Annotated in this window: 13 protein-coding genes; 6 read left to right on the forward strand and 7 right to left on the reverse strand. The window is 36.1% G+C overall.

The genetic code is table 11. From position 1 onward, the window contains the following. The first annotated feature begins 88 nt into the window (after positions 1 to 88). The 4 genes from ACZIX2_RS06295 to ACZIX2_RS06310 all read left to right on the forward strand — a co-directional run bounded on the left by ACZIX2_RS06295 (position 89) and on the right by ACZIX2_RS06310 (position 4,145). Positions 89 to 1,228: an MBOAT family O-acyltransferase gene (locus ACZIX2_RS06295; protein WP_463339241.1), complete on the forward strand. Its 1,140-nt coding sequence runs from the start codon at positions 89 to 91 to the stop codon at positions 1,226 to 1,228. Positions 1,229 to 1,238: 10 nt separating this feature from the next. Further along, entirely contained in the window at positions 1,239 to 2,072 is an 834-nt protein-coding gene (locus tag ACZIX2_RS06300; RefSeq protein ID WP_463339242.1) for a hypothetical protein, read from the forward strand. Positions 2,073 to 2,211: 139 nt separating this feature from the next. Beyond that, the gene (locus tag ACZIX2_RS06305) at positions 2,212 to 2,754 is read left to right on the forward strand and encodes a hypothetical protein (RefSeq protein WP_463339243.1); all 543 of its coding nucleotides are present in this window, start codon (positions 2,212 to 2,214) and stop codon (positions 2,752 to 2,754) included. Next, a complete protein-coding gene (locus ACZIX2_RS06310; protein WP_463339244.1) occupies positions 2,751 to 4,145 on the forward strand; it encodes a DUF5723 family protein in 1,395 nt (464 codons plus the stop codon). The genes ACZIX2_RS06305 and ACZIX2_RS06310 overlap by 4 nt, the downstream gene beginning before the upstream one ends. Before the next feature lie 110 nt (positions 4,146 to 4,255). Here ACZIX2_RS06310 and ACZIX2_RS06315 read toward each other — a convergent pair whose 3' ends face one another. Continuing rightward, positions 4,256 to 6,775 (reverse strand): cation-translocating P-type ATPase, encoded by a 2,520-nt coding sequence (locus ACZIX2_RS06315; RefSeq protein ID WP_463339245.1) that lies wholly within the window; start codon positions 6,773 to 6,775, stop codon positions 4,256 to 4,258. Positions 6,776 to 6,920: 145 nt separating this feature from the next. Between ACZIX2_RS06315 and guaB the strand changes: the two genes are divergently transcribed. After that, complete coding sequence (gene guaB / locus ACZIX2_RS06320) at positions 6,921 to 8,393, forward strand: IMP dehydrogenase (RefSeq protein ID WP_463339246.1); 1,473 nt, start codon at positions 6,921 to 6,923, stop codon at positions 8,391 to 8,393. A 120-nt stretch (positions 8,394 to 8,513) separates the two neighbouring features. On the opposite strand, the gene ACZIX2_RS06325 is transcribed toward guaB, so the two are convergent. The 3 genes from ACZIX2_RS06325 to ACZIX2_RS06335 form a co-directional block, all read right to left on the reverse strand. After that, positions 8,514 to 10,745 carry a cation:proton antiporter domain-containing protein gene (locus tag ACZIX2_RS06325; protein ID WP_463339247.1) on the reverse strand — a complete coding sequence of 744 codons (2,232 nt, stop codon included), beginning with the start codon at positions 10,743 to 10,745 and terminating at the stop codon, positions 8,514 to 8,516. Between the two features lie 152 nt (positions 10,746 to 10,897). Continuing rightward, positions 10,898 to 12,244, reverse strand: a complete 1,347-nt coding sequence (purB, locus tag ACZIX2_RS06330) for an adenylosuccinate lyase (protein WP_463339248.1) — start codon at positions 12,242 to 12,244, stop codon at positions 10,898 to 10,900. Positions 12,245 to 12,309: 65 nt separating this feature from the next. After that, positions 12,310 to 13,011, reverse strand: coding sequence for an SIR2 family NAD-dependent protein deacylase (locus tag ACZIX2_RS06335; RefSeq protein WP_463339249.1), 702 nt, complete (start codon positions 13,009 to 13,011; stop codon positions 12,310 to 12,312). A gap of 202 nt (positions 13,012 to 13,213) precedes the next feature. Here ACZIX2_RS06335 and ACZIX2_RS06340 point away from each other — a divergent pair, with 202 nt between their 5' ends. Beyond that, a complete protein-coding gene (locus ACZIX2_RS06340; RefSeq protein ID WP_463339250.1) occupies positions 13,214 to 13,873 on the forward strand; it encodes a TrmH family RNA methyltransferase in 660 nt (219 codons plus the stop codon). 124 nt (positions 13,874 to 13,997) lie between these two features. Here ACZIX2_RS06340 and secA read toward each other — a convergent pair whose 3' ends face one another. From secA to ACZIX2_RS06355, 3 genes are all read right to left on the reverse strand, one after another. Further along, complete coding sequence (secA, locus tag ACZIX2_RS06345) at positions 13,998 to 17,342, reverse strand: preprotein translocase subunit SecA (protein ID WP_463339251.1); 3,345 nt, start codon at positions 17,340 to 17,342, stop codon at positions 13,998 to 14,000. Positions 17,343 to 17,428: 86 nt separating this feature from the next. Then, on the reverse strand, positions 17,429 to 17,650 hold the full coding sequence (locus ACZIX2_RS06350) for a DUF2795 domain-containing protein (protein ID WP_007138072.1): 222 nt from the start codon (positions 17,648 to 17,650) through the stop codon (positions 17,429 to 17,431). Positions 17,651 to 17,842: 192 nt separating this feature from the next. Then, on the reverse strand, positions 17,843 to 18,412 hold the full coding sequence (locus ACZIX2_RS06355; protein WP_463339252.1) for a cob(I)yrinic acid a,c-diamide adenosyltransferase: 570 nt from the start codon (positions 18,410 to 18,412) through the stop codon (positions 17,843 to 17,845). Between the last annotated feature and the right edge of the window lie 5 nt (positions 18,413 to 18,417).

Genomic DNA, 18,417 nt, shown 5'->3' on the forward strand with positions numbered 1-18,417 from the left:
AGAAGGGATATTACTGATTTTATATTTGGTTCTTTTAACCTATTTTTTTTCGTTCAACATAAAAGAGGGGGTAAAAAAAAGCGGTTGGATGATAGTAGCAATTGTATTTCCTTTAGTGGTTAAGAAGATTTTTTTCGAAGAATCGACTATAGATAATCTAACTACACCAATTGATGCTGCTACCAAAATTATTAATCTAATTGGATTGTCCTACTTAACGTTCAATGCTGTTAGTTATTTGATTGATATTAAGCGTAATTATGTAGCGCCAGAAAAGAATTTTTTTAAGCTATTGTTGTATTTAACGTATCTACCAATGCTATTTTCAGGTCCTTTAACAAGGGCTAAGTATTTTTTTTCTCAAATTGAAAATATAGTACTTAAAAGAGATTCAATTGTAAATGGTTTAAGACTTATTCTATGGGGGTTGTTTAAAAATTTAGTTGTTGGGGCTCGTCTTTTTGCTTTATTAAATGTAGTTTTAGAAATGAATTTGAAGGGACCTATCTATTTGTTGAATGGATTTATTTTTTTTCTTTTTCTATATTGTACTTTTAGTTCCTTTATTACAATTTTTCAAGGTATTTCTTTGATTTTCAATATTAAACTGAAGGAAAATTTTAATAGTAGGGTATATCTAGCAGCATCTAGGGAAAAATTTTGGAAAGGTTGGCATATTTCGCTCAATCATTGGTTTAGAGATTATTTTTTTTATGCTATTATTCGTTATGATAGGAAGAATAGGTATACAAATCTGCTGCTTTTTTTTACATTTTTAGGTATTGCGTTATGGCATGATTTTACTTTAACTTTTTTGGTTTGGGGAGTATTGAATGCCCTATGGTTGATATCAGAAAGAAAATTAAGAAAATATATAAATGTTGAAGGGACTTTTTCTTTTTTAGGAATACTCTATCATATTTTAATTGCATCGTTGTTATCATCAATTTTTATTTCAAAAAGTGTCATTGAACTTTTTAAAACTCTTTTTGATTTTTCTACACCACATTTTTCTTTCGAGAATTTAGTAACTCCAAATACTTTTTTGGTTCTACTGTTATTTGCTTTTATGGATTTTTATGAAAGAAAAACTACTACCGTAAGAATAGATGCCTATATAGAAAAACAACCTCTATGGCATAGGTATTTGTTTTATTATACGCTTTGCATTTTCTTATTGTTTTTTTCATTAAGTACTAAAGTTGTTAATTATTACAATTTATTTTAATAATAACAAGATGAAGTTGTCATTCAAAATAATACTATTTTTACTTCCAATATTGTGTTTAATATTTGGGGTTAATTTTTTTTCAAATCAAATTGAAAGAGAAAAATTTCCAACACAAGGAATATATTTTGTTGGGTCTAGTAGAGTTCAAAGAGGAATAATCCCTCAATTATTAAATACAAGGAGTAAGGGTGATTCTGTTTATAATGTTGGGATATCAGGTGCTACTTTTATTCATAATATTGATTTAGCAGAGCATTTAATTCTAAAATGTAAAGCCAAAAAAATTTTTATAGAGTTGTCTCCAATAATTTATTCTTTTCATCCCGTCCTTAATGCACTAAAAGTATCAAGATCAAAAGTTAATACAATAAATAATTTGGATTATCTTGAGTGCTATTTGTTTAGTAAGATAAACTTAAGAACTTCTTTGAAGAATATAATTACACCTTCTGTGAATTTACCTAAAGAATATAGGTTTGTTTTCGGGGACGAAAATAAGTATCACAAGTCTAACTCATTTTTAAAAATGGAAGATTTGATAAAAAAGTGGGATTGTGATGTTTCAGAATATCTTACGATTATTTCACATATCAATAAAGTAGCTACAAAGAATAATACTAAAATATATTTTTTTTTACCACTAACTTTTAGAAGGGAAAAAGAAAGAGAAATTGTTTCCACAATATATCAAGAACTTCCGAGCCACCAAAAGGTGTTATATACAGAACAATTTTTGCAAAGCATTCATAATTCTAAAAATTTATTCGATGTTAATCATTTAAACTATGAAGGAGCTAAAATAATGACTGGCTATTTTAAATGTATGTTTTTTATGAATTAAAAATTGTTTTCAAAGTTTCAAAGTACTAATTTTTGTTATTTGAAAATTAATTTAATGAAGATAAAAAAGTATCTTTAAGGTACTATACTAAAAGTATAAGTCTATTCGTTTGGAAAAAAAAGTATTATAAAGAGAAATAATGAAAATAACGCAAACCCTACTTGGATTTTTTGTACTGCTTTTAACAATGTCTTGTAGCAGTGATCTTGATTTTGATCAGGTAAACGATATTCAGTTACAACCAGTGGTTGTGGCTAATTTATCAAGTTTTGATGTTGCGGCAAATCAGTTTGTAAATAATGGTACAGAACAATCGGTTTCTATAGATACTCAAGATATAGGGGTTTTTAATGACTCTTTTTTTAGAGATAATTTAAACAAAGCGGATTTGTTTTTTGAAGTCAACAATACCATTAATCGAGCTTTTACTTTGCGATTGTTATTTCTTGATGCAGCCAATACACCGCTTACAACGATTCAAATGAATATTCCTGCATATGTTGGAACAACCAATCTAACCACTTTGACACAAACATTTCAAGGCACAAATCTTAATATTTTAAAGCAAACCAAAAAGATTGCTTTTGTAGTGACCTTATTGCCTGGTCCGCCATTATCTTCGGCTAGTGTTGGGAATTTGAAATTACGTTCAAGTGTAACCGCCTATTTTGATATTCAATGAGAAAATTTATTACCTGTGCGCTACTAATTTTAGGAAGCGTACTTTTGGCTCAAAATAAAGCCGTTTTGTATAATTTTACGGCAATTCCTCAATCTTTATCTTTAAATCCAGGGGCTGATGTAACCTATAGATGGTACGCGGGTGTTCCTTTATTGTCTGGGATTTCTGCGAATGTTGGTTCAACTGGATTTTCTGCTTATGATTTATTTGCGGACAATGGGGTGAATTTTAATACCAAATTGCGTACTATTATTTTTTCAACATCAAGAAATGACAAAGCAAGTGTTAATCAACAATTGGAGGTCTTTCAAGGAGGATTTAAAATTGGCGATTGGAATAACATCGCTTATATTTCTTTTGGAATGTATGAAGAATTTGATGTGTTAAGTTATGTTCCAAAGGATTTTGCCATATTGGCATTAGATGGAAATCAAAATTATCTAGGAAAATATTTTAATCTTGGTGATTTGAATGCTCGTGCCGAAATGTTGAGTGTTTTTCACGTAGGCTACAATAAGCGTGAAAATTCGAAATTAACTTGGGGAGTGAGAGGAAAGATTTATTCCAGTATTTTTGATGCTCGATCAACCAAGAACTCAGGTTATTTGCACACAATTCCTTCAAATGGGAATACTATGTATGAACAAGTTATCTCGGCGAATATGTTGTTGAATACTTCTGGAATTGCTAAATATGATGACAAAGGTGACGATTCTGATATAGCCAAAGATATACAAAAAAGAGCGCTATTAGGAGGTAACTTAGGCTTTGGTTTTGATGCCGGAATTACTTATTATCCGCAAAAAAACATTCAAATTACCGCTAGTGTGCTTGATGTAGGTTTTATTCGCCATACTAAAGAAGTGGAAAGCTATCGTGCCAATGGAACCTATAAATATGAAGGTATTCTTCCTGATTTTTTCAACGGAACTGGAGGTAATAACATTACCGAAGAGTTTAAAGATACATTTCCTAGAGATACCTTAAAAGGGGGGTATACCACTTGGCGTCCGGTAAAATTGAATTCAACCATCCAATATGCATTTGGGCAAGATAGAGCAACGGAATGTAACTGTGTTTCCGAAGAAAATCAAGAAGCTTTTAACAATGCTGTTGGATTACAACTTTTTGCCATGTCTTCCTCCAGAGCGCCAATTATGGCTTTAACAGCTTTTTACAGAAAGAAAATTTTTAAAGGATTACAAGCCAAAGCTACCTATACCATAGATGCTTATTCGGCATCGAATATAGGATTAGGAATGTCGAGTCAAATTGGTCCAGTGAATTTTTATGTTTTGGCAGAAAACCTTTTAGCCTTACAAGATCTTGCCAAAGCACAAAGTGCTGCCTTTCAATTGGGAATTAATATTATCGTTCCAGAAAGAAGATAATAGCTAGGTGTTGTCCTTTCGTAATTTGTGTCAAAGGAAAGAAATTTTCTAGAATTGAAAGTTTAGTGGTTGTGTTGAGAAAGTAGCGGTTGTTGTAAAAACGTTGTTGTTTAGCCTTTTATACGATTAGAGTCCATGTTTCTTTTTCTTGCTTTATACAGTTCTACCCAAAATACGGCTACTATACTGATGCTACAACATCCAAACAATTCAGCGAGGGAGATGGTTTCAAATTGAAAAAAACTAGAAAACCATGGTACGAAAAGTAAAATTGAAGTAATGATTAAAGTGATGCCGATAATAAAAGGCACTAAGTTATTTGGGTATCGAATAGTGGTGAATACAGAAAAGTAAAAAGAACGATTCGCAAGCGTTAAGAAAATATTCGATAGTACTAAGGTTAGAAAAACTAAGCTTCTGGTCTTGTTTTCACTAAACGATTGGGAGATTGCAATATGGTAGACTAGAATCATGCCTAAAGTAATCATTGCCCCTTGTAAAATACTTAATGCAATTTCATTCCATTTAAAGAAAGTAGTCCTCATTGGTCTGGGGGGTTGTTGCATTAAATTGCGTTCCATGGGCTCGTTTTCGTAAATAATGGAACATGTAGGCCCCATTATGATTTCCAAAAAGATGATGTGTACCGGCGAAAATACATTAGGGTATTTCCAGCCTAGGGCCAAGGGGAGCAAAACAATTAAAACGATGGGGATATGAATGGAAATGATGTATTGAATGGCTTTTTTTAAATTCATGTAGATTTTTCTTCCCATAGCAATGGCTTCAATCATCTTGGATAAATCATCCTCAATCAGGACTAAATTAGCCGCTTGTTTGGCAATTTCGGTGCCTTTCTTTCCCATAGCAATGCCTATATGTGCCGACTTCAAAGCTGGGCCATCATTGATGCCGTCTCCTGTCATGGCGACAATTTGCTGGTTAGCTTTCAGGGCTTCAATAATGCGGAGTTTGGCCTCTGGAAACATTCGGGTAAACAACGTAGTGTGTTTTACTTTTTCTTTGAGTTCCGCTTCGCTCAGGGTCATTAGCTCTGCAGCATTTAGGATACGATCGGAATCTTGTATTCCTATTTGTTGCGCTATGGTTGCTGTAGTGGTAGCATTGTCGCCTGAAATTACTTTTACTGCTATGCCTGCATGATAAAAGGCCTTTATAACTTCTTTTATGTTTTTTTTAGGAGGGTCATAAAAAGCGACAAGTCCTTTGAAATCCCACTGGAATTCTTCTTGTTTTTCAGGGAAAGGGGGCCCATCAAAGTTGGTTGTTGCCACACCCAATACTCTAAAACCTTGTTCCATCATGGCAATAAATGCTTGCTGTAGGGTTGTTTTTTGTTCCTCGCTAAGCTTACTATATTTTAAAATAGCTTCAGGAGCTCCTTTGCAAGCGATGATTTTTTCTTGGTTTTGATTTTCAAAAACATGAGTCATCATGGGAGGATGCCCGCTCAACGGATATTCATGAATCATTTTGTATTGAGAGCGTTCATCATTTGCGAAAATCTTGGAATATGCTTCGTGCAATGCAATTTCCATGGCGTCAAAGGGAATCGGTTCGCTAGCCCACATGGCTGCTCGAATCAAATCTTTTTCAGAGGCATTTAACATTGCGTGATAAGAAACGGGTTGCGATTGATCAATTGTGCACCAAGCGGCTAGACTCATTCGGTTTTCGGTTAGGGTACCTGTTTTATCTGTACAAATAACGGTAGCACTGCCTAATGTCTCGATAGTTTTAGTTTGTTTGGCAATAATACCATGTTTCAAAAGGCGCCATGCTCCAAGGGCCATGAAGGTGGTAAAGGCTACGGGTATTTCTTCTGGGATGATGCTCATAGCTAAGGTGAGTGCTTGTAATAAACTTTCCCAAAGCAATTCTGATTGATAGTAACTAAATATCCATACCATTCCGAAGGCCAAAAAACCTAAGGTAGAAATACGGGTAACAAAATGAGTGATTTGAAGTTGTAAAGGAGTTTTTTCTTCTGAAATAGCATCGAGGCTTTTGCCAATTTGGCCCAATTTTGTTTGCAATCCAATGGCGGTAACTTGGCAAATAGCAAGTCCACTAGAAACAATTGTGCCTTGAAAAACAAAAGGTTCTGTTAAGGTTTCCTGCTTAAATACAGGTAAAGATTCCCCCGTTAATAGCGATTCATTTACTGAAAAATCATTAGATTGCAGAATTGTGCCATCGGCCACCACAAAAGTGCCTTCTTCTGCTTGAAATACATCGCCAATAACTACTTCGTCACTTGCAATTTCCATCCATTCGCCATTTCGAAGTACTTTACATTTGGGTTGCGTCATTTGCGATAAAGCGGCAATAGCGTTTTTACTCTTGGATTCTTGATACAAAGAAATCGAAACTACTAGAACAATGGCAAACAGCATAAATAAACCATTGTGATAATCTCCTGTTGCAAAATAAATTCCGGTTACAGAGAGCAACAATACCACCATAGGTTCTTTCAAAGTGTCTAAAACGGTATAGAAAAAAGTGTTTTTGGTAGGAACTACTTTAGTGTTCCATCCATATTGAGCACGAGAAGTTAGAACTTCTTCGTCTGTGAGCCCTTGAATGGGTGATGTTGAAAATGCAGACATAGTGCTACGATACTGAAAATTTCGAAAGGACACACTTTCGAAAGGATCATTTACTGCAATTTAATCAATTTATAGGATAAAACGATTATTTTTTTTTCTTCTTAAGATTATGTATATTTGCACGCAATTTAACTACAAATTGCAAATGAAAGCACATAGCTCAAAAATCATTGGAGAAGGACTAACATACGATGATGTTTTGTTGGTTCCGAATTACTCAAGCGTACTGCCACGCGAAGTGAGTATTCAATCAAAATTTTCTAGAAACATAACGTTGAATGTACCTATCGTTTCTGCCGCAATGGATACGGTAACCGAGAGTGCTATGGCGATTGCAATGGCGCAAGAAGGTGGTATTGGTGTGTTGCATAAAAACATGACCATTGAGCAGCAAGCAGCCGAAGTGCGAAAAGTGAAACGCGCGGAATCGGGTATGATTCTAGATCCTGTGACTTTACCCCTAACTTCAACCGTTGCCGACGCCAAAATGGCTATGAAAGAATTTGGTATTGGAGGAATTCCAGTGGTAGATGATCAGAAAATTTTAAAAGGTATTGTTACCAATAGAGATTTGCGTTTTGAAAAAAACAGTGCTAGACCTATTGTTGAGGTAATGACCAAAGAGAACTTGATAACAGTGGCAGAAGGAACTTCTTTAGAACAAGCTGAAGTGGTTTTGCAAGGAAATAAAATTGAAAAATTACCGGTTGTCAACGATAAATACGAATTGGTTGGCTTAATAACCTTTAGAGATATTACTAAATTAACCCAAAAGCCTATCGCTAATAAAGATGTTTACGGGCGTTTACGTGTAGCTGCAGCCATTGGTGTAACTGGTGATGCTGTACAAAGAGCCGAGGCTCTAGTACTTGCAGGTGTTGATGCTATTATCATTGATACGGCCCATGGTCATACGCAAGGTGTTGTGAATGTGTTGAAAGAAGTAAAAACTAATTTTCCAGAGATTGATGTAATTGTTGGGAATATCGCCACGCCAGAAGCGGCTCAGTACTTAGTGGAAAACGGAGCAGATGGAGTAAAAGTAGGAATTGGTCCTGGTTCAATATGTACTACTCGTGTAGTAGCAGGGGTTGGTTTCCCACAGTTTTCGGCAGTGCTGGAAGTAGCAGCTGCTATTCAAGGATCTGGAGTGCCTGTTATTGCTGATGGAGGTATTCGCTACACAGGAGATATCCCTAAAGCTATTGCTGCAGGAGCGGATTGTGTTATGCTAGGATCTCTGTTAGCAGGTACTAAAGAATCTCCAGGAGAGACCATTATTTTTGAAGGAAGAAAATTCAAATCATATAGAGGAATGGGGTCTGTGGAAGCGATGCAAGAAGGTTCTAAAGATCGTTATTTCCAAGATGTAGAAGACGATGTGAAGAAATTGGTACCAGAAGGTATTGTAGGTCGTGTACCTTATAAAGGCGAGTTAAATGAAAGCATGCAACAATTCATTGGAGGATTACGTGCGGGTATGGGATACTGTGGGTCAAAAGATGTACCTACCCTGCAAGCCACAGGACGTTTTGTTCGTATCACAGCAAGTGGTATAAACGAAAGCCATCCACACAATGTAACGATAACCAAAGAAGCACCTAATTATTCGAGGTAAGCCATTTGATATAAAATAAAAAAGTGCAAAATTTTTAATTTTGCACTTTTTTTTAGTTTATGTTTTCTTGGATAGGAGAAAAGGAAGTAGAAATTGTATCAAGCCACCAGACTTATCCTCTTATTCGTGAACTAAATCCGCAAGTAGGGATTTTTCTCCAACTATCCACAAAATATCATTTTCTTCTAGCACTACGTTGGATTCAGGGTTCATAAATCGTTGCCCTCTTTTTTCTATCCCAACAACCAATCCCTTAGTTTTTTCTCTAATTTTTGATTCTTTGATACTTTTGCCAATAAATGTGTGGTTTTTCAATTCAATTTGTTGTAAAACTATCTCGGGTTCTTTGATTATAGGAGTGGGTTCAATTTCATGTTGCTCCAGATAATTTTTGAAATTTTCAATTTGAGCAGTATTGCCAATAACTGAAATTTCGTCCCCAGGAAATATCCTTTCATTGGCATCGGGCATATGGATTGTGATTTCTCCACGCTTGATAGAAGCAATGTTGATTCCCAAAAGCTCTCTCAGTTTTAGATTTTTTAATGATTCTCCAGCAATGTTTGATTCTGGGGCAATGTCAAAAGTAACCATATAACCTTCCCAAGGTGTTAAATCGCTACGGCTTCTTTTAGCTTTGCTAATTTCTCTATCATTTAAATTGGATAAAAAATGATTCTCAATTTTGTGATATTGCTGATTCCATTTTTTTTGAAAGAAAAAATAAAGACTAATGGCTATAATAAAAGCAAATAGGGCGACTTTGGGAGAAAAAAACAAATTGAGCAATAATCCGATGAATATAACAGACAACAATATTCGACTAAAGAACAACATGGCCATTGGGCCTCGCGATTTTCGATCGTCTAATAACAAATGAACCTCTTCTACAGCAACTCTTCGCAAGGAAAGTGCCCATAAAAAAGGGGCTAGAAACAACAAGGTAATTAATGCAACAAGTCCGGCCCCATACCAGTATTGACGCACCAAAGGCAATAAAAAATTAGAGGAGATTAACAAAGTAGCAATAATTATGATGGAATGAATCACAATTTGAACCAAGTAGGCATGAATTACCTTTTGCCATAAACTCACGGTTTTTATCGCTTGAGTACTGGCACTATACCGTTCAATGCGTTTCAACCATTTTCGGGGTAAATTTTGACTTAAATAATCAGAAAAAGGTCCCGAGAATTTGATCATGTAGGGTGTTGTAAAAGTAGTGATGGCCGATACAGCGACTACAATGGGGTAAAGGAACGAACTCGTTACTTGCAAAGTAATTCCAAGGGTGGCAATGATGAATGAGAATTCACCTATTTGAGACAAACTCATTCCGGTTTGTACCGATTCTTTTAAGGGTTGACCCGAAAGCAAAGCGCCAATTGTAGAACTTAACGATTGTCCAAATATAGTCACCAAGGACAAAAGTAATACAGGTACGGCATGTTCAGTTAATGCATTGGGATCGATTAACATACCAACCGATACAAAAAAAACTGCCCCAAATAAATCTTTTACTGGTTTAAGTAAGTGTTCAATATGTTCGGCTTGAGTGGTTTCGGCAATGATAGATCCCATGATAAAGGCTCCTAATGCGGGCGAAAATCCCACTTGAGCTGCAAACATGACCATCAAAAGACAAAGCGCTATGGCAATGATTAGCAGCATTTCGTCAGTCAATAGGGGTTTGGCTTTTTTTAAAACAGTAGGAATGATAAAAATCCCACTTAAAAACCAAAGCACTAGAAAGAAAGCTAATTTAAGAATGGATTGTAACAATTCTGTGCCAGAAAAATTTTCACTTACGGCAATAGTAGAGAGCAATACCATTAATAAGATGGCTAAAATGTCTTGTACAATCAGTGATCCAATAACATTGCCTACAAAGCGTTGTACTTTGATGCCCAATTCGTCAAAACTTTTTAAAATAATCGTGGTTGATGAAATTGACAATATGACTCCAAGGAATATACTGTCGATTTTTGACCATCCCATAAATTGACCAACTGTATAACCTAAAAAAAGCATAAAACTGATTTGAGAGATGGCCGTAATAGAAGCGGTGCCACCGACTTTGACCAGTTTTTTAAAACTGAATTCTAATCCTAAACTAAATAGCAAAAAGATAATTCCAATTTCGGCCCATACTTCAACACTTTTATTGTCTTGAACCGAAGGAAAAAAATCAAAATTATTCCCAGCTAAGAACCCAGCTATTAAATAACCTAATACTAAGGGTTGTTTGAGCTTTTTAAATAGTAATACAGCAATTCCTGCGGTCATGAGTATTAAGCCCAAATCAGTGATTAATGGTTCTAAATGGGTTGATGCTTCTGCCACTGCAATCATTGATTTTTATTTTGATAATTATAAAATTTCGATTTTAGCTAATTTACAAAAATCTTTTTTAAATCGTTGTTTTGGTTGGCAACAAAAAGTTAAAACCAAAAAAAGCTATCGATAAGGATAGCTTTTTTAAGTAAAAATATTTTTTTGGAGGTTTAAATTCCAATAAAATTACTTGGTGTAATTTGAAGTAATTCCGTTTTAATAGCCTCCGAAACTTCCAAGGTAGCAATAAACGCATGTATTGACTCTTTGGTAATGGCTTCATTGGTTCTGGTCAATCCTTTGAGGGCTTCATAAGGATTTGGATAGGCTTCGCGACGCAAAATTGTTTGAATAGCTTCGGCTACAACGGCCCAATTGTTTTCTAAATCTTCGTGGAATTTACTTTCGTTCAATAACAATTTGTTTAATCCTTTCAAAGTTGCTTCAAAAGCAATAAGTGTATGCCCCATGGGTACACCAATATTTCTCAAAACCGTACTATCAGTCAAATCACGTTGTAATCTTGAAATCGGTAATTTAGCAGACAAATGTTCAAAAATTGCATTGGCAATGCCTAAATTTCCTTCGGAGTTTTCAAAATCAATAGGGTTTACTTTATGTGGCATGGCCGAGGAACCAATTTCGCCCGCTTTGATTTTTTGTTTGAAATACTCCATAGAAACATACGTCCAAATGTCACGATCCAAATCGATAATGATAGTGTTGATTCTTTTTAAAGCATCAAAAAATGCAGCAAAATGGTCATAATGTTCAATCTGAGTGGTTGGAAAAGAGTGGTGTAATCCCAAAATATCTTCTACGAATTTTTTACCAAATTGTCTCCAGTCAATTTGTGGATAGGCAACGTGGTGTGCGTTGTAATTACCTGTAGCACCACCAAATTTAGCCGCAAACGGAATGTTGAACAACAAACGCATTTGTTCTTCTAAACGCTCCACAAATACCCCGATTTCTTTTCCTAAACGAGTAGGAGAGGCAGGTTGTCCGTGCGTACGCGCCAACATAGGAACGTGAGCCCATTCTTGACTTAACTCTTTCAATTTGGCAATTAAAGCAATCAACGAGGGCATGTATACTTTTTCAAATGCTTCTTTTGTAGAAAGCGGAATTGCCGTGTTGTTGATGTCCTGAGAAGTCAATCCAAAATGAATAAACTCTTTGTGAGCTGAAAGACCTAATTTTTCAAAAGCGTCTTTTATAAAGTATTCTACCGCTTTTACGTCGTGATTGGTCACTTTTTCGGTTTCCTTAATCCAAAGCGCATCTTCGGTGCTAAAGTTTTTGTAGATGTTGCGTAAATTCTCAAATACACTTGGGTTTACTCCAGTTAATTGTGGTAACGGTTGTTCGCATAAGGCAATGAAATACTCGATTTCAACCAATACACGGTATTTAATTAAAGCTTCTTCTGAGAAAAAAGGAGCCAATCCAATCGTTTTATTTCTATATCTCCCATCAATTGGAGAAATGGCATTCAATTCATTTAAAGTAGTCATTGTTGTGTTTTTTGTTCGAAAGGCACAAAAATAAGCATTAGAGTTCAGTATTCGGTTTTCAAGACTTAGTTTTTTTTCTGAAATTCCAATAACTTTTGTTGCAAAACAACAATTCCTTCTGTAGCCTTCATAGGCATACAAGTTAGCGGATTTCTCACATTTGAAATTGTAGTCGCTTTAGGGTCAATATAAAAAAATGGAACGTTTTTTGGCGCAAAATCCGTCAATCCCGCCGCAGGATACACTTGCAACGAAGTACCAATAATGGCGATATAATCGGCTTGTTCAACCAGTACAATTGCATCTTCAAGCGCAGGAACCGCTTCGCCAAACCACACAATGTGCGGGCGCAATTGGTTGCCGTTCGCGTCACAATCGCCCAATTGCAAATCATTCCTCCAATCCAAAACATAGGACTCATTTCGTGTGCTTCGCACTTTTAGCAACTCCCCATGTAAGTGTAGCACGTTCCGGCTTCCCGCGCGTTCATGTAAATCGTCTACGTTTTGTGTAACAATATGAACCTCGAAATCTTTCTCTAAGTCGACTAAAGTCGTATGGGCCAAATTCGGTTTGACCTCCAATAATTGCTTCCTTCTTTGGTTGTAAAAATCCAATACCAAAGCAGGATTTTTTCGCCAGCCTTCGGGTGTGGCCACCTCCATTACATCGTGTCCTTCCCACAATCCGTCGCTATCTCTAAAGGTTTTGATACCGCTTTCGGCACTTATTCCGGCTCCTGATAAAACTACTAATTTCTTTTTCATGCTGTAATTATCTTAATTAATCTTTCGTGTCAAACTCTTCTCTCAAATAAAATCATTTTTTCATTCAATTCCCAATTCCTATCCCGAAGTTTCTAGACCAATACCCAAATCCTATTCTCCAACCACTTCTCACTTTTCACTCTTTCACTTCTCACTTAAGACCATTCTTTTAGTATTTTTGCAAAAAAAAAAAAAACGACACATGGTAGATGTAGCTTTATTGGAGTATTTAGAAGGTTTTTTAACGGATAATCGCAAAGAGAGTTTTTTAAAGATTTTAAAAAATCGAACCAATCATTTTACAGTAGTAGCCGAAGATGTGTACCAAATGCATAATGCTAGCGCGGTGATGCGCAGTTGCGAAGTCTTTGGAATTCAAAACATGAGTGTAATTGAACAGCGATTTGGTAAACGTATCGATAAGCAAATCGCCATGGGCGCTCAAAAATGGGTCGATATTACTCCCTTTGATTCTGTAACCAAATGTGTTGACACGCTAAAAAATAAAGGCTATCAAATCATTGCTACGACGCCACACACGGATGATTGTGTGTTGGATGATTTTGATATTTCTAAACCCAGTGCCTTGTGTTTTGGTACTGAAAAAGCTGGGCTTTCCGAGGAAATAATGCAAAGAGCGGATGGCTTTCTCAAAATACCCATGGTTGGTTTTACCGAGAGTTTGAATATTTCAGTATCCGCAGCAATTATTTTACAAAATCTAACCAATCGATTACGCAATTCCGATATTCCTTGGCAATTAACCGAGGCGCAAATTTTAGAAAAACGACTCGATTGGACTCGAAAATCCATTAAAAATATTGCGATGATAGAAGCCCGTTATTTCGAGGAGAAAAAATAGCATTTGGCTTATGGCTTTTAGCTGTAAGCCTTGGAATTTGGAATTTAGAATTTGACTTTTTACCTTTACCAAAATAACAAAGGCTACCTTTTGGGTAGCCTTTGTGGTGTTATAAAGTTAGGGATTAGCTCACTAATACCCATTTGCCAGAAGATAAAAGAATTTCGGCTTTTTTGTATTTCATCGTTTCAGTTTTGCCAGTAGCTACTTCTTGAATAGTTACCGTATCATTACGATTGATTTTAGGCTGATCGCGAACAATGGTTTCTGTCACTTGACGGGCTTGTGTTTGTCCTGCCTCGCGATTGATTTCTTCGCTACTTTCGATTTCTTCTTTGTTCAATTGGTAGTCGTCTTTGGGACGATCAACTTCTTTGGCTTCTTGAATTCTTTGGTTTTCTTGAGCGGGCAAATCTCCTTTAAACAAGAATGTTATGACTTCTTTATTTACATTGTCTAGCATAGAGCGGAACAAGTTGAAGGCTTCTAATTTGTAAATAAGCAAAGGATCTTTTTGTTCGTGAACGGCCAATTGAACCGATTGTTTCAATTCGTCCATTTTGCGTAAATGTTTTTTCCAAGCTTCGTCTACAATAGCTAGAGTAATGTTCTTCTCAAAATCAGCTACTAATTGAGCGCCTTCAGTATCGTACGCTTTTTTCAAGTCGGTTACCACATTCAAAGATTTGATGCCATCTGAAAAGGGTACTACGATACGCTCAAATTGGTTGTTAGGGTCTTCATAAACACTCTTGATGATAGGGAAAGCTTCTCGTGCGCTTCTCTCTGTTTTCTCGGTGTAAAATGCTAAAGCTGTTTTGTATAGCTTTCCGGTTAATTCCATTTCGTTCAGTTTGGCAAAATCGGTTTCGCTAACTGGTGACGTAATAGAGAAATAACGGATCAATTCAAATTCGAAGTTTTTGTAATCGTTGCTTAATTTATTGTTGGTAACAATCAATTCGCATGTGTCATACAACATATTGGCGATATCTAATTTCAAACGCTCCCCAAACAAAGCATGACGACGACGTTTGTATACCACTTCACGTTGTGCATTCATTACGTCATCATATTCTAATAAACGTTTACGAACACCAAAGTTGTTTTCTTCTACTTTTTTCTGAGCGCGCTCAATAGATTTGGTCATCATAGAATGTTGAATCACTTCACCTTCTTGTAAGCCCATTCTATCCATTACTTTGGCTACTCTTTCAGAACCAAATAAACGCATTAAATTATCTTCAAGCGACACATAGAATTGAGAACTTCCTGGATCGCCTTGACGACCCGCACGACCGCGTAACTGACGGTCTACACGACGAGAATCGTGACGTTCCGTACCGATAATCGCCAATCCACCTGCTGCTTTTACCTCTGGAGTCAATTTGATATCGGTTCCACGACCCGCCATGTTGGTAGCGATGGTTACCACACCTGGTTTTCCAGCTTCTTCCACAATTTGAGCTTCTTGCTTGTGCATTTTAGCATTCAAAACGTTATGGGTAATGCCACGCATTTTAAGCATTCTACTCAATAATTCTGAGATCTCAACAGAAGTAGTTCCAATCAAGACTGGTCTTCCTGCTTTAGACAATTCGGTTACATCTTCAATTACGGCATTGAATTTTTCACGAGTGGTTTTGTAAATTAAATCATCTTTGTCAATACGGGCTATTCCTTTATTAGTTGGAATTTCTACTACGTCTAATTTGTAAATTTGCCATAGCTCACCAGCTTCTGTAACTGCTGTACCAGTCATTCCGGCCAACTTGTTGTACATTCTGAAGTAATTTTGCAAAGTAACTGTAGCAAAAGTTTGAGTTGCCGCTTCAATTTTTACATTTTCTTTGGCTTCAATGGCTTGATGTAATCCATCGGAGTAACGACGGCCATCCATAATACGTCCGGTTTGTTCATCTACAATAAGAATTTTATTGTCCATGATCACGTATTCCACATCTTTTTCAAAAAGGGTATAGGCTTTGAGCAATTGGGTTAACGTATGAATGCGTTCGCTTTTTACACCAAAATCTTGGAACAAACGTTCTTTGGCTTCGGCTTCAGCATCTTTGTCCAATTGTTGTTTTTCTATGTTGGCTATTTCGGTACCAATGTCTGGAAGAACGAAAAAGTCAGCTTCGGTATCACCTGATAAGAATTTGATACCATTGTCTGTCAATTCAACTTGATTGTTTTTTTCTTCAATAACAAAATACAACGCTTCGTCTACTAAATGCATTTCGCGTTTGTTGTCTTGTAAGTATTGATTTTCTGTTTTTTGAAGCAATTGTTTGATACCTTCTTCGCTCAAAAACTTAATTAAGGCTTTGTTTTTAGGTAAGCTTCTGTAGGCTCTCAAAAGGTTGAAACCACCATCTTTGGTGTTACCTTCTTTGATTAATTTTTTAGCTTCGGCCAAAAATCCATTAGCCAATTGACGTTGTAAACTAACTAAGTTTTCGATTTTTGGTTTTAATTCTAAAAATTCATGACGGTCACCTTGAGGAACAGGACCAGAAATGATCAAAGGCGTTCTGGCGTCATCAATCAACACAGAATCTACCTCATCGACAATGGCATAATTGTGTTTGCGTTGCACTAAGTCTTCTGGCGAATGCGCCATATTGTCTCTTAAGTAATCAAAACCGAATTCGTTGTTGGTACCATAGGTAATATCGGCATCGTAGGCTTTTTTTCTTTCTGCTGAATTGGGTTGGTGATTGTCAATACAATCCACAGTAAGGCCATGGAATTCAAATAAAGGGGCTTTCCAAGTACTATCACGTTTGGCCAAATAGTCATTTACAGTTACTAAGTGAACTCCATTTCCAGTCAAGGCATTCAAATACAATGGTAAGGTAGCTACTAAGGTTTTACCTTCACCGGTTTGCATTTCGGAAATTTTACCTTGATGCAACACCATTCCACCAATCAACTGAACGTCGTAGTGAATCATGTCCCAAGTAATTTCTTTTCCTGCTGCATTCCATGAATTGGCCCAATTGGCTGTGTCACCAACGATGGTGATATAGCTTTTGGTAGCCGATAATTCGCGGTCTTTTGGCGTAGCTGTAACACTGATGGTAGTGTTTTCTTTGAATCTTCTGGCAGTTTCTTTTACCACAGCAAAAGCTTCTGGAAGTATTTCCATTAAAGTTTTTTCAGAAACATCATAAGCTTCTTTTTCTAAAGCATCAATAGCGATATAAATATCTTCTCTTTTGTCGATATCTGAAATAGTTTCTACTTCTTCTTTTAAAGCAGCGATTTTGGCATCTTTCTCGGCTCTTGCTTCTTTGATTTTGTTTTTGAAATAAGTGGTTTTAGCTCTCAATTCGTCATGGGAGATTGCTTGTAAACTATTTTCAAATGATTTTATTTTATTTAAGTAGGGTTGTAGGGCTTTGACGTCTTTTTGAGATTTATCGCCTACAAATACTTTTAAAATGCTGTTTATGAAACTCATGATTTAATGGTATTTCTTCTTAATTTTTTTGTGTTATTGCTAACAAAAAAAAAGCCTCTTTTGTGAGACTTTTTCTTGGTTTTATTTTAATACTCATCCTCGTTCCAAAGATAATCTTCGTCGGTAGGATAATCAGGCCAAATTTCTTCCATTGATTCGTATATTTCACCTTCATCTTCAATAGATTGAAGGTTTTCTACTACTTCTAAAGGAGCACCAGCTCTAATAGCGTAGTCTATAAGTTCGTCTTTGTTAGCAGGCCATGGTGCATCACTTAAATAGGATGCTAATTCTAATGTCCAATACATATTTTGTCGATTTAATTTGTGCAAAAATAATTTTTTTACTAAAAAAAACAAGTAAAAAGTGATTTATTTTTCCTAAAGTCAAGAACGTTTTTTTAAAATTCCCAAAAAAGAGATTCCAAATTCCCAAAAAAGAAATTCCAACTGTTGTTTTTGAAAATTTTGGAATTTTAAGATTGGAATTTTAAGAAAGTTTTATTTTCTAGGAATCCATTTTACTTCTTCAGCATGAAGGTCTAAACTCAACTTTCGTGCCAATACAAAAAGGTAGTCAGAAAGTCGGTTCAAGTATTGAATAACGATAGGAGCAACAGGTTCGTTGTGGCTTAAATGTACCGCAAGGCGTTCGGCTCGACGGCAAACACAACGTGCAATATGACAATATGACACAGTGGTGTGGCCTCCGGGTAATACAAAATGAGTCATTGGCGGAAGCTGGGCTTCCATGGTGTCGATTTCGACTTCTAAAAACTCAATATCGTCGGCTACGATGCCTAATTTCTTTAAGCGTAGTTCACCGTTTTTCAGAACCTCTTTTTCGGGAGGTGTTGCTAATAGGGCACCAACAGTAAAGAGTCGATCCTGTATCTCGATTAATGTATTTTTGTAATGGTTGTCCATTTCTTGATCTCGAATTAAGCCAATGTAGGAGTTGAGTTCATCTACTGTTCCATAACTTTCAATTCGTGCGTGATCTTTAGGTACTCGAGTTCCGCCAAAAAGTGCGGTAGTTCCAGTGTCCCCTGTTTTTGTATATACTTTCATTTTGA

This window comes from Flavobacterium riviphilum (genome assembly GCF_055231795.1).